This is a genomic window from Profundicola chukchiensis (assembly GCF_029664245.1).
Lineage (GTDB): Bacteria > Bacteroidota > Bacteroidia > Flavobacteriales > Weeksellaceae > Profundicola > Profundicola chukchiensis.
On record NZ_JANAIE010000001.1, the window covers coordinates 25,295 to 39,028 of the forward strand.

The window sequence follows — 13,734 nt, forward strand, 5'->3', positions numbered from 1 at the left end:
CCTGAAATCATTGATTTCAGGGTTTTTATATTAATATAAAATTGTAATTTAATTCTTGCTGAGAACTCTAAGTTTTGCAAACTTTAATAATAATTTCTTCTCGCCACTATTATCAAACAATATCTTAGCTTTCACATTATCGGGCTCACCCTCTAAAGAAAGAACTTTTCCTTTACCAAATCTATCATGAACCACTGTGTAACCTTCTTCTATGGTTTGATGATCTGCATCACCAGGATTTACTTGAGCTTGTTTAAGCGGTCTTAAAGTTTGAGTAGTATTCGTCAACTTCTTCTTAATCGGCTGAGATTTCTTTTTAAACCTAGGAACTGGTTTATCACCAAATAAATCTCCTGACAAGCCACTGTTATTAACCGGTAACATAGGCGTTGGGTTTTCCCAATCAAGGTATTTATCATCCATTTCCTCTAAGAATCTACTTGGCTCAGCATCTATAATCTTACCCCATCTCTGTCGAGAAACTGAATAAGAAAGAATAGCTTGTTTTTCAGCCCTTGTTAAAGCCACATAAAACAACCTGCGCTCCTCTTCTAACTCTAAACGCGTATTCAAGTTCATCATAGAAGGGAATAAATTCTCTTCTAATCCTGGAATGAAAACAATCGGAAACTCAAGACCTTTCGCCAAGTGTACTGTCATCAGCGCCACTTTATCAGCATCTTCGTCTTCGTTATCCATATCAGTAGCCAAAGCAACATCTTCTAAAAAGTTAGCCAAAGATGGATCTCCTTCATCTAATTGTTGCTGCTCTTCAACAAATCCTTGTAAACTGTTCAACAACTCTTGAATATTCTCTAATCTAGAGATTCCTTCTGGAGTATCATCATCTCTTAACTCCTTCAACAAGCCTGTTTGCTTAGCTACTTCAAGTGCTACCTCAAAAACATCATGAGTTTTTAATTTAACCTGAAAGCTTTGTAGCATCGTAATGAAGTTATGAAGCTTATTCAAAGTCCCACCATTCAATCCTGTTCTAGGACCATGTAGAGGTAAGTTTTCTAAAACTTCGTATAAAGTCATTTTTTGCTCATCCGCAAATACAGTCAACTTTTGAATCGTCGTTAAACCAATTCCACGTTTTGGATAATTAATTACTCTTAATAAAGCTTCCTCGTCATTGGTATTGATTAGCAACCTTAAATAAGAAATTAAATCCTTAACCTCTTTTCTTTGGTAGAACGAAATCCCACCAAAAATACGATAAGGAATATTCTTTTTCCTTAAAGCCTCCTCTATCGCTCTAGATTGAGCATTGGTTCTATATAAAACAGCAAAATCATTATTATTTAATTGATCTCGCATTTTGATTTCAAAAATTCTAGAAGCAATAAATCTCGCTTCATCGATATCCGTCAAGGCACGATATACTGGAATAGTCTTTCCCTCATCATTACTTGTCCAAACATCTTTTTTCAGCTGATCTTTATTTTTAGCAATTATGTCGTTGGCCGCATTTACAATATTTTGTGTCGAACGGTAATTCTGCTCTAAAGCAAAACTCTTAGCATCTGGATAATCCTTTTGAAAACCTAAAATATTACGAATATTAGCACCACGGAAAGCATAGATACTTTGTGCATCATCACCCACCACACATAAATTCTCGAATCTTGAAGCCAAAGCCTTTACGATTAAATACTGAGAATGGTTGGTATCTTGGTACTCATCCACCATAATATACCTAAATCGATCTTGGTATTTCGCTAACACTTCTGGGAAACGTGTAAGCACCTCATTGGTTCTTAGCAATAAATCGTCGAAGTCCATAGCACCAGATTTATAACAACGCTCTACATAGGCTCTATAAACCTCACCTGTCTTAGGTTTCATAGCTGCCTCGTCGGCTTCTATAAGCTCTGGATTATTCAAGTAAGCTCTTACAGTAATCAAATTATTCTTGAACTGAGAAATTCGATTAAGCATCTGTTTAGGCTTATAAATATCTTTGTCCAACTGCAAATCTGTAATCACTTTACGCATTACCGACAAAGCATCTTGCTGATCGTAGATAGTAAAGTTAGATGGATAACCTAATAAAGGCGCCTCAACCCTTAGGATTCTAGCAAAAATGGAGTGAAAAGTTCCCATCCATAAGTTTTTTGCTTCTGAATGCCCTACAACTTTGGCAATACGCTCCTTCATTTCACGTGCCGCCTTGTTGGTAAAGGTTAGTGCAAGTATATTAAATGAATCCACTCCATTATTCATTAAATGAGCGATTCGATAGGTTAAAACACGCGTTTTACCAGATCCAGCACCGGCAATTACCATCACAGGACCTTCTAACGCCTCGACAGCCTGACGTTGAACATCGTTTAATTCTGATAAGTATGTTGACATGGCGATAAAGATACAAAGGATTCTTTTTACAAAAGAATTCATTTAAAATACTATGCTATAAAAACAATCTAAATGTTATTCTTGCATTATTCTTTTAGTTTTACTATTGTCATTTTATCAAAATAAGCAATAAAACTTTTTAGTTTAACAAAATTTTAATTTACTATTCATTGATTTGAATTTTAGACAATTAACTTATTTAATCTTTTAAACTTTAAGATTAATATTAAATTTTATTTGTATATCTAATTATATCTTGACATATTTGTAGGGATTAAAAAATAATTTTTTTTTCATAGGTTTAGGTTGATTAGTTAGGGTTTACCTCTCCACTGCGGTGGAGAGGTTTTCTTTTTTTAGGAAGTCAAGCCAAAAGTTCGTAAAATTGTATAAAAATTTATAGTTAAATGAAGAAAATAATCTTAACAGCCGCTTTAGGTATCATCGTTTTTTCTTGTAAGAAAGAAGGAGATGCTGTCGTTTCTGGTGTTGATGCTAAAGGCGAAAAAGTAGAGCTATCTGAACTAGATATGAAAGCATCTTACGCCTATGGAGTTTCTCTAGGTCAAAACACTGAGCGCTACAACCAAAACCCTCAACTTCAAGATTCTCTAGACATTGATCAAGTTAAAAAAGGAATTCAAGATTTCCTTAAAGACTCCAAAACATTAGACTCATACGGCTATGGTCTTAATATTGGTAAACAAATTAAAGGAGCTTTAGAAAACAATGTAATCCAAGGTCACTTAGACACAGATGAGATCTTAGTTGGAATGATGGATTATTTAAAGAAAAATAACCTAAAAGTTTCTGTAGACTCAGTTGCTATGGTAATGGACGAGTTCTATCAAACTCAATTAGCTAATTCGGCTGCAGCCAACAAACAAAAAGGATTAGACTTTTTAGCAGCAAAGAAAAAAGAAGAAGGTGTTAAAACTACAGAAAGTGGACTTGCTTATAAAGTAATTAATGAAGGTAGCGGACCAAAAGTTAAAGAAGGTGATAAAATTAAAGTTAAGTATAAAGGAACTTTAATCGATGGAGACGTTTTCGACAGCACAGACTTAAACAACAATGGCGAGCCTGTAGAATTCACCTTACAATCAGGTGGTTTAATCCCAGGATGGGTAGAAGGAATGCAACTTATGTCTAAAGGAGCTAAGTATGAATTCTACATCCCTTCAGACTTAGGATACGGCGACATGGGAAGTGGTAAAATCGGACCAGGTGATGCTTTAGTATTTGATATCGAGTTAATTGATATTTCAGAAGGAGTTGGTGCTAATAGAGCTCCAGGTCAACCAGGCGTTAACATCGAAGCTGTTAAACCAGGTAACTAAAAATATTCGTCAAATAATTATTTGACTTAATTATGTCCCAAGATTCAATGCTGAATTTTGGGACATTTTTATTTTAATCCTATTAGAACTCCACGCAAAACTTAAACACAAAAAAAGAGGAAGACCATTGGCCTTCCTCTTTTTATATAATTTATAAACTAAATTATCTAGCTAAATAAGTCTTTAAGATTTTACTTCTAGATGTATGTTTCAATCTGCGAATTGCTTTCTCTTTAATCTGTCTTACTCTCTCTCTAGTTAAGTCAAATGTTTCACCAATTTCCTCTAAAGTCATTGGGTGATTTCCATTTAAACCAAAGTATAAACGAATCAAATCAGCTTCTCTAGGCGTCAATGTTTGTAAAGATCTTTCAATCTCAACGCGCAATGATTCAATCATCAATTCCTTATCTGGATTTGGCGACTCACCCGAACGCAATACATCGTATAAGTTAGAATCCTCTCCTTCAACCAACGGAGCATCCATAGATACGTGACGACCACTATTCTTCATAGATTCTTTCACGTCTTCCTCCGTCATATCCAACTGATCCGAAATCTCCTCGGCAGAAGGCGCACGCTCATGCTCTTGCTCTAAAGATGCGTAAGCTTTATTAATTTTATTAATCGAACCAATCTTGTTCAATGGCAAACGTACAATTCTCGATTGTTCCGCTAATGCTTGCAAAATCGACTGTCTAATCCACCAAACTGCATAAGAAATAAACTTAAATCCTCTAGTTTCATCAAATCTTTGAGCAGCTTTAATCAATCCCAAGTTACCCTCGTTAATCAAATCCGGCAAACTCAAACCTTGGTTTTGGTATTGCTTAGCAACCGATACAACAAATCGCAAGTTAGCTTTGGTCAGCTTCTCTAGCGCAACCTTGTCCCCAGCCTTAATACGCTGTGCTAATTCAACTTCCTCCTCTGCTGTAATTAGGTCAACCTTTCCAATCTCCTGTAGATATTTATCTAAGGAAGCCGTTTCACGATTAGTTACCTGCTTTGTAATTTTTAACTGACGCATATTATATGTTCTCTATTTTCAGGGTTAATATTTACGAAAAGGCACACGACTATCTGCTGCAGATATTGCAGAAAAAATTCTAATAAAAATAGGATTATATACTTGGTAGCGTATTCATTCTCGTATCTATATATACGGATGTACTCTAGGAATGTTACAAAACTAAATTGTTAAACTTTTGTTAACAAGATTCCTTTTCACGTTAATTGCCCTCCCGACATCAAAAATAAAGCGTAAATTAACACTCTTTTTCACCAAAAGATCAGCCAACTTTAGGCTAAAATCCTATACAACAACACTTTAATTTCTTGGGCGGCTTTTCACGCTATTCGTTGCAATCTTTTCTACAATAGCCAACAAAAAATCTCGTAGAAGGAGTTTGTTTCATAACGACACTCTTCTACTTCGTTTTTTGTAAATGTCTTTTGTAAAAAAGGATTTCCACTGCTATCGTGGCCGCACTACGACTACGATTTAACTATAAAGTCTCTTGCGAATAAACATTCCTACCAAGCCAATTAACCAAATAAAGATGAGAGGAAAAACAATGTTATACCATCTCCAGGTTTTTTGATCGGCTGCTACGGTATTCTTATCTAAAATATGAAGCTTTCGTTGTTTCTCATTCAGCTGAATCATCATATCATCCCCCGTTAAATAATCAAGAGAATTAATCAAGAAAGCAGCATTATCATATATCACTGTAGCTTGATCAGAAACATCTGGTCGCATACTATACTTATCAGCTCCTAGTGCTAAAGGCTCACCTCTAAAGATATGATTCTTAGCAAAATCACCATCTGAGATAACAATCATTTCATTCAAATCTGATTTTGACTTGAAATTAGCAACTTCTTGAGATTCAATTCTACCCTTATAAGCCGAATCAAAATAACCTTCTAATAAAACCGCCATCGGATAAACTCCTGGCTGCTCCGGATAGTTCTCTGGTTTTACCTGCTCAATTTCCCCGAAATCAATATAAGTCATCGGTTTCTGCAATTGAACGTGTCTAGATGTTGTTAACAACACCTCAGCGTTCACAGAGTCTCTTGGTAATATCTCAATTGGATTCGCAAACTCAAAACGAATAGGATTAGCTATTTTTCTATTAATCGTGTGATTCTGTTTAGAAATGCTCAACGGGAAATACGGCCACGGAAATTGCTCATAAGCTGTATTGTTCCCTGCTTGACCAATTGCTAAAGTAATATAACTAGATTGTAAATCTTTAACAACAGAAGGCATTAAACGAACACCATAAGCAAACATCAAATCCGTAAGATTTGTATTTCTTGGGAAGGCAACAATTTTCTCCGACCTAAATAAACTATCCATTTCGGCGTCCACGTCCTCTATCATCCACAAAGTCTTCCCTCCATTCATAATATATTGATCCATGACCAATTTATCTTTATCACTGAAGGGTTTTATTGGCTTTGCGATAATCAGTGCATCAAACTTACTTAAACTATCTAAATCAGATAATTGCAAACTACCTGTTCCATTTTGTAATGGACTCGTAAAAGGTGTTACATCATAATCCTTAGCTGCTACTCTAAACAAACCATCTAAGTAGTTTGGCAACAACTCATCATGATGAACAATTAAACCAATTTGTTTACGCTCCTTAAAACTCAAGCGATAAATTTCCTTTACAAAATTGCCTTCTAGGATATCAACAGATGCCAAGGCTCTCTCCTCAATAGGAATCTTCTTATTTGACAATAAAGGAACACTTGCTGTCTTGCCTTTGGTATCTACCGTAGCAAAAGGAAAAACGCGTAGAATCTTATCTTGTGTCGGTACCGACATGTCCATTACTCCTCTCGAACGCAGGGAATCAATATTTAAATTCGCGCTTATCGGGTTTATAAATTCATATTGAACTTGTGGATTCCTACGACTAATTTCATTTAATAAAAATCGGATTTCATTCTGTAGAACTCTAAAATTACCAGTTAAATCCCCTTCTAAATAAACATTAACCTTAACTGGATCTTCAATATTTTCTAATAAGCTAAGCGTTCCTTCAGAAAAAGAATAACGCTTATCTTCGGTTACATCCCATCTTTCATAAACAAAAAGAGACAACAACCAAACGCTGAGCAATACTAAAACTCCTATAATCGCACGATACTTTTTCATTGTCTTTGGAGTTGTTGTAATGTGAAATAGGTGAAATATAAAAACAGCCCAGAAAACCCTAAGAAATAGATTACATCTCGACTATCTATGATTCCCTTTAAAAAGGAATTGTAATGAAATTCTGCACCAATTTGCTGCATGTAATAATCTGCATTTCCTAATAAATTATAAGACGCCAATCCTTGGAATCCATAAAATAAAACAAAACAGATAAAAACACTTGCAACATAAGCCACTACCTGATTTTCAGTAATAGAAGACATCGCAAAGCCTATCGCCGAAAACAAAGTCCCTAATAAAAATAGACCTAAATATCCCGAAACAATGGCACCTATATCTGCCTGTCCATCAATACTAAAATGTTGTAAGCTGCTAATATAAATCAAGGTTGGAATTAGCATAAATAAGATTAAAACCAAAACCGAGAAAAACTTACCAAAAATGATATGGTGTATTTTAATAGGCTGAGTCATCAACCAATCTAGCGTTCCCATTTGCTTTTCTTCCGACAATTGACGCATCGTTAAGGCTGGAACTAAAAATAACATAGCCCAAGGCGCAATAAAGAAAAACGTACTTAGCGAAGCATTTCCAAGATTGAAAATATTATATTGATTGTCAAAAAACCAAAGAAACAACGAGCAAATCAGCACAAAAATACTGGCTACGATATATGCCCCTGGCGAACAAAAAAAACTTCTTATTTCTTTTTTAAAGATTGTAAACATGCAGAATTCCTAACCACAAAATTAAACATTTATTGTTGGATAAAACCATTTTTAGGCTTTCTTACCTCGATTAACTATTTTCACAACAAGCATAATAAAAATACCCATCGCTACAAATGAAATCAACGCCCAAAACCAATTGGCTATAAACATGGTTTTCAGCACTACAGCAAAAACAACCACGAATAAAATCAAAGTCGCCACCTCATTCATCATTCTTAACTGAGTAGATGACATCCCTGTTTTCGCTTGATGTAATTGCTTTAAAGTCCTCCAACTCCAAAAATGATAGACGAATAAAATGAGAATAAAACTTAGTTTGACGTGCATCCAACCTTGTTCTAGATAAGCCCAATTCCCAAGATAGAGCATATAAGTTCCCGAGAGAATCATAATGATAAATGCAGGAACCGTAATAATATTCCACAGTCGTTCTTCCATGAATGAAAATTGCTCATGAAGAATATCTTTCTTAGGCCCATCTTGATCTAGAAGTGCTTCGGTGTGATAAATAAACAACCTAACGATATAGAACAAGCCTGCGAAATAACTCACCACAAAAATGATGTGAATAGCTCTTATAATTGAATATTCCATTTAACTAAATTCTACGCTAATTACATCTCCAACACTCAAACCAAGCAAACTGCTTGCTCCACCAAAACTATTAGGATTTCCTTTATAAACTGCTACCTCTAAATAACCAGCAGAATTAAACAAAACCATCTTTTCTCCATGAGAGTCCACTTCATTATCAAAATCCTTAACCGCATCGGCATAGCGATCTAAGATTTTCTCAAAAGGCAAATGCCTCACTTGAATAACGAAATTTCTACCTCGTCTCTTTTCCTCAAATAATTTCTTCTGAATATTGGTTACGACATTTCCATAATTGTCGATATGGATAACATTTCCCATGATATTATCATCACCATGAACCACTGGGCGAATGGTATTCAACTCTTTATAAGTTTCAGTATAATTTCCAATCACCTCAAGCTTACCTCCTCTTAATAAGTGACAAGCCACCGGAACAAATATATCTCGCGTTGGGAAATTACTAAACTCATGGAACCTACCTAAGGTAATCTCTACCATATTCTCTGGTCTTTGCTCCGCAAGAATAAGTGATAAAATCCCATTATCTGCTGCAATAAAATAATGACCATCGATCTTAGCCGCAAGTAATTTGGTGACTTTATTAGGTAAAGAATCAACACCAATTATATGCACTGTCCCATCGGGAAAATCCTTATAGACATTACGAATTAAAAAAGCAGCCTCAGCTATATTAAAAGGTTCAACCTCGTGAGTTATGTCTACCAAACAGGCATTTTCAAACTCTTTTAGGATTGCACCTTTAATGCTGGCTACCATATAGCCTCTATTTCCGAAATCTGTTGTTAAAGTAATTACTGACATCTGTGAATGCACAAATATATTCCTTATTTTTGTCTTAAATAACTAAAATATAAATCATTTGCACGAAAGATTAATCGAACTCAAAGATATTAATATTCAAGATTTTTATGGAAGTCAAAATAAGAACCTTGAATATATTACTTCACACTTTCCTAAACTTAAAATCGTTGCGCGCGGTAGAAATGTTGCAGCGGTTGGTAGTACTGAAGAATTAGACGTTTTTCAGGAGAAAGTAGAAGAAATCATCCAGCATATTCAACATTATAATCGTTTAAATCAAACTGATTTAGATTTAATATTATTGGAAAACGCTCCCAAAAAGATGAATCCCAAAGATGAAGTCTTAGTGCATGGCGTAAGCGGAATTTTAGTCAAAGCCATTACACCCAACCAACGAAAAATGGTGGATGAAATGGCGAAGAATGACATGATGTTCGCCACTGGTCCTGCCGGTACCGGAAAAACCTACACCAGTGTTGCTCTTGCGGTTAGAGCTTTAAAAAACAAAGAAGTTAAAAGAATTGTTTTAACTCGACCTGCTGTAGAAGCTGGAGAAAGTTTAGGCTTTTTACCTGGTGATTTAAAGGAAAAACTAGATCCTTACCTACAACCTTTATATGACGCTTTGCGTGACATGATTCATTATGAGAAATTAGAAAACTACATAGAGCGTGGCGTTATCGAAGTGGCTCCATTGGCTTTTATGCGTGGTAGAACTTTGGATAATGCTTTTGTTATCTTAGATGAAGCTCAAAACACAACACACTCTCAAATGAAAATGTTCTTAACCCGAATGGGAAAAAGAGCTAAGTTCATTATCACAGGAGATCCTGGACAAGTTGATTTACCACCAAGACAAAAATCTGGCTTAATCGAAGCTATGCACATCCTAAAAGATGTAAACGATATCTCTTTTGTTCATTTAGATGGGAAAGATGTTGTTCGACACAAATTAGTGAAGAAGATTATCGATGCTTATGATGAGGAAGATGGAAGAACGCATCAACCAAAACAGCAACCTACTATCACCAAATAAAGTGATTTCAAAAACCACCTACATTGTTCTCTACTTACTTTTAGGCGTAGCACTTGGCTATGGCCTTATGTTGCCTTTAATGGAAAACGACAGTGCGCAACATGCCACCATGGCTATGCAAATGGCACAGTCTAATCATTATTGGGAAATACTAAAAGGTGGTGGAGATTATTTAGACAAACCTCATATGCACTTTTGGTTATCGGCTTTTAGCTTCGAGCTTTTTGGCTACGAAGTTTGGGCCTATCGCCTACCCGCTTTGGTGTTGACGCTTTTGGCTGGTTTTGGAACTTTTAAGTTAGCAGATTTACTGTATCAAAATAAAAATACAGCTCGTCTTAGCGCTTTAATGTTTTTGACAGCCCAAGCGATTATACTGAGTCTACACGACGTTAGAACTGATGCTGTTTTAACTTCCTTCACGATTTTGGCTATTTGGCAATGGACTTATTTCTTGAAGAAAAAAGCTTTGCTAGGCGCTATTTTGGGAGGACTTTTCACAGCTTTCGCCTATTCAACCAAAGGAATTATAGCCATTGCAGTGATTGGAGCTTTTCTGTTTTTCATGGTGTTGTACAAAAACTATTGGCAACGTCTTTTAAGCTGGAAATTAGCTCTAGGTTTAGTTGCTTTCATATTGGGTTCAACTCCGATGCTTTATGCTTATTATTTGCAATTCGGCATGGAAGGAATAGAATTCATCACCTATGGACAAGCGACCGGCCGTTTTAGTGGCGAGGACTTTGGTGGCGCAAGTAAAAACGATTATTTTTTCTATTTCCACACCTTATTATGGGCGTTTTTACCATGGAGTTTATGGTTTTATATGTCCTCATATCTCAAGATTAAAAACTGGAACAAACCCAAGTGGGTTGAAGTTTCAAGTTTGGGAGCTACCTTGCTTTTTATTGTTGCTATGAATTTCTCTCAATTCAAGCTTCCGCATTATTTGAATATCGTTTTCCCATTAATGGCCATATTCACAGCGAGTTCGATTGTTGAGATTTTTCAAAATTATAGAAGTAGAATCCCTAAAGCTTTTCAAATTACACAATATAGCATTGCGGCTTTAGGCTTAGTTTTATTAGCGTTTTTAGGTTTAATTGCTTTTCCTCTTGAAAGTATTCCAGTAATTGGAATTTTACTTTTAACTCTTCTTCTATTGATCGTATTATTTATTAGAAGCAACACAAGATTAGAGCGCACCGTTGTAGTAAGTGCCGGTTTTATTTTATTTACTAATATTTATTTAAACACAACTTTTTACCCACAACTCATCGAATATCAAGCTGGTGAAAAACTAGGTAAAGTTGCTGCTAGAAATGAAATTAAAGCTAAGGATCTATATATGATCGATGGTCAATATAGCTGGGCGATGGACTGGCATATTCAAGGGACTACGCAGAAAACAAGTTTGATGGAGCTTCGTAGCAAAACAGAACCATTTTGGGTGATGGTTTATGATAAACACCCAAATGACATTAAAGCCGCCAATTGGTCTATCGGCAAATCATATCGTGTAGATAATTATAGAATTACAAGATTAAACAAAGATTTCATCAATCCATTATCCCGTCCCGAAGTCTTAAGCGATGCTTGGCTAATTCAATTTATTCCTGAATAAACGAATGCATTCGGCCTTAAAAATCATTAAAAAATAAATTTCACAAGATTTATAGTCGGCCTAGTGTAGTTTCCTTTTGGCTTAATAGGAATGTCAGTATATTTGCCAAATGTTACAAGCACAAAAAGTTGGAGTTCATTTTGCGGGAAATTATCTATTCGATAATGTTTCTTTTAGAATTAATAAAGGAGATAGAATTGGTTTGGCCGGAAAAAATGGAGCCGGAAAATCAACCTTATTACAAATTTTAGCTAAAGCTCAACCTGCCACCGAAGGAGATGTGGTACACGAAGGTGAGGTTAGCGTTGGTTATCTTTCTCAAGATATTGATTTTGAAGAAGGTCGCACGATTTGGGATGAAGCTTCACAGGCTTATGTTGAGTTAAATAAAATTCAAGCAAGAATAGATGAAATCAATCATCAGCTAAGTACGCGCACAGATTACGAAAGCGATGAGTACAGCAAATTGATTGAAGACATCAGCCATTACACCGATCGATTCACTGTTTTGGGTGGATATAGTAAGGATGCGGACATGGAAAAAGTGCTAAAAGGCTTAGGCTTTAAGGAATCTGATTTCCCTCGTCTTACTTCTGAGTTTTCAGGAGGTTGGAGAATGCGTGTTGAATTGGCAAAATTATTACTTAAGCATCATGATATTTTACTTCTTGATGAGCCAACTAACCACTTGGACATAGATTCCATTGTTTGGTTAGAGGAATTTTTAAGTGGCTATCCTGGAGCAGTAGTGTTGGTTTCTCACGATAAGTTATTCTTAGATAACATTACCAACAGAACCCTTGAAATCGCCAACAAACAAGTGCATGATTACAAAGCGAACTATTCTAAATATCTCCAATTGCGTGAAGAAAGAAGAGAAAAGTTAGAATCTGCGAAAAAGAATCAAGAAAACTACATTAAACACACCGAACAACTGATCGATAAGTTTAGAGCGAAGGCATCTAAAGCTTCTACAGCTAAGTCTTTGCAGAAAAAACTTAACCGAATGGAGGTGATTGAAGTTGAGAACGAAGATGTTCACTCTATGAATATCAGGTTTGCGCCATCACAACGTTCGGGTAAAGTGATTTTCACTTTAGAGGATGTTTCTAAATCATTTGGTGATAACACAATTTTCTCTGGCGTTAACTTAGAAGTAGTACGTGGTGAAAAAGTAGCATTCGTGGGACAAAACGGACAAGGTAAAACAACTTTGGCGCGTTGTATTGTAGGAGAACTCGATTATGAGGGAAAAATTCAACATGGACATAATGTTGAAGTAGGTTATTTTGCTCAAAATCAACATCATGTTCTTAAAGACGAAAGAACAGTCCTAGAAGAGGCAGAATATGCTGCAACCGAACAAACTAGACTTAAGGTTCGTGATATCTTAGGTGCATTCTTATTCAGTGGAGAGGCTGCAGAAAAGAAAGTGAAGGTTTTATCCGGAGGGGAGAGAAACCGTTTGGCATTAGCTAAATTACTTCTACATCCATCGAACGTGTTGATTATGGATGAGCCGACTAACCACTTAGACATTCAATCAAAGGAAATCTTGAAAAATGCTTTAAACAGCTACGAAGGAACTTTGATTTTGGTTTCTCACGATAGAGAATTCTTATCTGGTTTAGCTCAGAAAATCGTTGAATTTAAAGATGGAGAAGTAAAAGAATTTTTAGGAGGCATCGACGATTACTTAGTTTATCGCAAAGCAGAAAACATGCGAGAAATTGAGAAGGTTGAAAAGACTAAAGCTGCTCCAGTTCCTAAAGAAGCTCCTAAAACTCAAACCGATGAAGCTGAGATTAAAAAAATTAAAAATAAAATTAGTCAAGTTGAATCAGAGATTACTGAGATAGAAACGGAGATGGAAAAAATGGAGAAATCATTTGCAGAACATAACCCAAGCGAGGAGGAATTAGCTAAATACGCTGAGCTACAAGAGTCTCTAGAAGATAAAATGCAAACTTGGGAAGAACTTGCTGCTCAAGTTTAAAACCTTAAAAACTAATACTTTAAATCAAAAAATTGCTTTTCTCTAGTTT

10 protein-coding genes are annotated in these 13,734 nt (G+C 35.7%); 4 read left to right on the forward strand and 6 right to left on the reverse strand.

The genetic code is table 11. The features are described 5' to 3' along the window. Nucleotides 1–48: 48 nt before the first annotated feature. Nucleotides 49–2,361, reverse strand: a complete 2,313-nt coding sequence (locus tag NLM59_RS00100) for an ATP-dependent helicase (RefSeq protein ID WP_304415697.1) — start codon at nucleotides 2,359–2,361, stop codon at nucleotides 49–51. Nucleotides 2,362–2,768: 407 nt separating this feature from the next. Here NLM59_RS00100 and NLM59_RS00105 point away from each other — a divergent pair, with 407 nt between their 5' ends. Beyond that, nucleotides 2,769–3,701 carry an FKBP-type peptidyl-prolyl cis-trans isomerase gene (locus NLM59_RS00105; protein ID WP_304415698.1) on the forward strand — a complete coding sequence of 311 codons (933 nt, stop codon included), beginning with the start codon at nucleotides 2,769–2,771 and terminating at the stop codon, nucleotides 3,699–3,701. Between the two features lie 163 nt (nucleotides 3,702–3,864). Here the strand turns inward: NLM59_RS00105 and NLM59_RS00110 are convergent, their stop codons facing one another. The 5 genes from NLM59_RS00110 to NLM59_RS00130 form a co-directional block, all read right to left on the reverse strand. Then, nucleotides 3,865–4,731, reverse strand: a complete 867-nt coding sequence (locus NLM59_RS00110; RefSeq protein WP_304415699.1) for a sigma-70 family RNA polymerase sigma factor — start codon at nucleotides 4,729–4,731, stop codon at nucleotides 3,865–3,867. Nucleotides 4,732–5,205: 474 nt separating this feature from the next. Further along, nucleotides 5,206–6,879 carry a gliding motility-associated ABC transporter substrate-binding protein GldG gene (gene gldG, locus NLM59_RS00115; protein WP_304415700.1) on the reverse strand — a complete coding sequence of 558 codons (1,674 nt, stop codon included), beginning with the start codon at nucleotides 6,877–6,879 and terminating at the stop codon, nucleotides 5,206–5,208. Then, nucleotides 6,876–7,607, reverse strand: a complete 732-nt coding sequence (locus NLM59_RS00120) for an ABC transporter permease subunit (protein WP_304415701.1) — start codon at nucleotides 7,605–7,607, stop codon at nucleotides 6,876–6,878. Before NLM59_RS00120 ends, gldG begins: the two co-directional genes overlap by 4 nt. A 51-nt stretch (nucleotides 7,608–7,658) precedes the next feature. Further along, nucleotides 7,659–8,204 carry a CopD family protein gene (locus tag NLM59_RS00125; RefSeq protein ID WP_304415702.1) on the reverse strand — a complete coding sequence of 182 codons (546 nt, stop codon included), beginning with the start codon at nucleotides 8,202–8,204 and terminating at the stop codon, nucleotides 7,659–7,661. Next, a complete protein-coding gene (locus tag NLM59_RS00130) occupies nucleotides 8,205–9,029 on the reverse strand; it encodes an SAM hydrolase/SAM-dependent halogenase family protein (RefSeq protein WP_304415703.1) in 825 nt (274 codons plus the stop codon). A gap of 58 nt (nucleotides 9,030–9,087) precedes the next feature. On the opposite strand from NLM59_RS00130, the gene NLM59_RS00135 reads away from it, so the two are divergent. The 3 genes from NLM59_RS00135 (at nucleotide 9,088) to NLM59_RS00145 (ending at nucleotide 13,685) form a co-directional block, all read left to right on the forward strand. Continuing rightward, nucleotides 9,088–10,065, forward strand: coding sequence for a PhoH family protein (locus NLM59_RS00135; RefSeq protein ID WP_304415704.1), 978 nt, complete (start codon nucleotides 9,088–9,090; stop codon nucleotides 10,063–10,065). After that, nucleotides 10,007–11,689 carry an ArnT family glycosyltransferase gene (locus tag NLM59_RS00140; protein ID WP_304415705.1) on the forward strand — a complete coding sequence of 561 codons (1,683 nt, stop codon included), beginning with the start codon at nucleotides 10,007–10,009 and terminating at the stop codon, nucleotides 11,687–11,689. The genes NLM59_RS00135 and NLM59_RS00140 overlap by 59 nt, the downstream gene beginning before the upstream one ends. 109 nt (nucleotides 11,690–11,798) lie before the next feature. Next, complete coding sequence (locus tag NLM59_RS00145) at nucleotides 11,799–13,685, forward strand: ABC-F family ATP-binding cassette domain-containing protein (RefSeq protein WP_304415706.1); 1,887 nt, start codon at nucleotides 11,799–11,801, stop codon at nucleotides 13,683–13,685. Nucleotides 13,686–13,734: the final 49 nt, after the last annotated feature.

Coding starts and splice junctions, on each gene's coding strand:
- NLM59_RS00140 (WP_304415705.1), top strand. CDS start 10,007: ATGATGAGGAAGATGGAAGAACGCATCAACCAAAACAGCAACCTACTA.
- NLM59_RS00105 (WP_304415698.1), top strand. CDS start 2,769: ATGAAGAAAATAATCTTAACAGCCGCTTTAGGTATCATCGTTTTTTCT.
- NLM59_RS00100 (WP_304415697.1), bottom strand. CDS start 2,361: ATGTCAACATACTTATCAGAATTAAACGATGTTCAACGTCAGGCTGTC.
- NLM59_RS00120 (WP_304415701.1), bottom strand. CDS start 7,607: ATGTTTACAATCTTTAAAAAAGAAATAAGAAGTTTTTTTTGTTCGCCA.
- gldG (WP_304415700.1), bottom strand. CDS start 6,879: ATGAAAAAGTATCGTGCGATTATAGGAGTTTTAGTATTGCTCAGCGTT.
- NLM59_RS00110 (WP_304415699.1), bottom strand. CDS start 4,731: ATGCGTCAGTTAAAAATTACAAAGCAGGTAACTAATCGTGAAACGGCT.
- NLM59_RS00130 (WP_304415703.1), bottom strand. CDS start 9,029: ATGTCAGTAATTACTTTAACAACAGATTTCGGAAATAGAGGCTATATG.
- NLM59_RS00145 (WP_304415706.1), top strand. CDS start 11,799: ATGTTACAAGCACAAAAAGTTGGAGTTCATTTTGCGGGAAATTATCTA.
- NLM59_RS00125 (WP_304415702.1), bottom strand. CDS start 8,204: ATGGAATATTCAATTATAAGAGCTATTCACATCATTTTTGTGGTGAGT.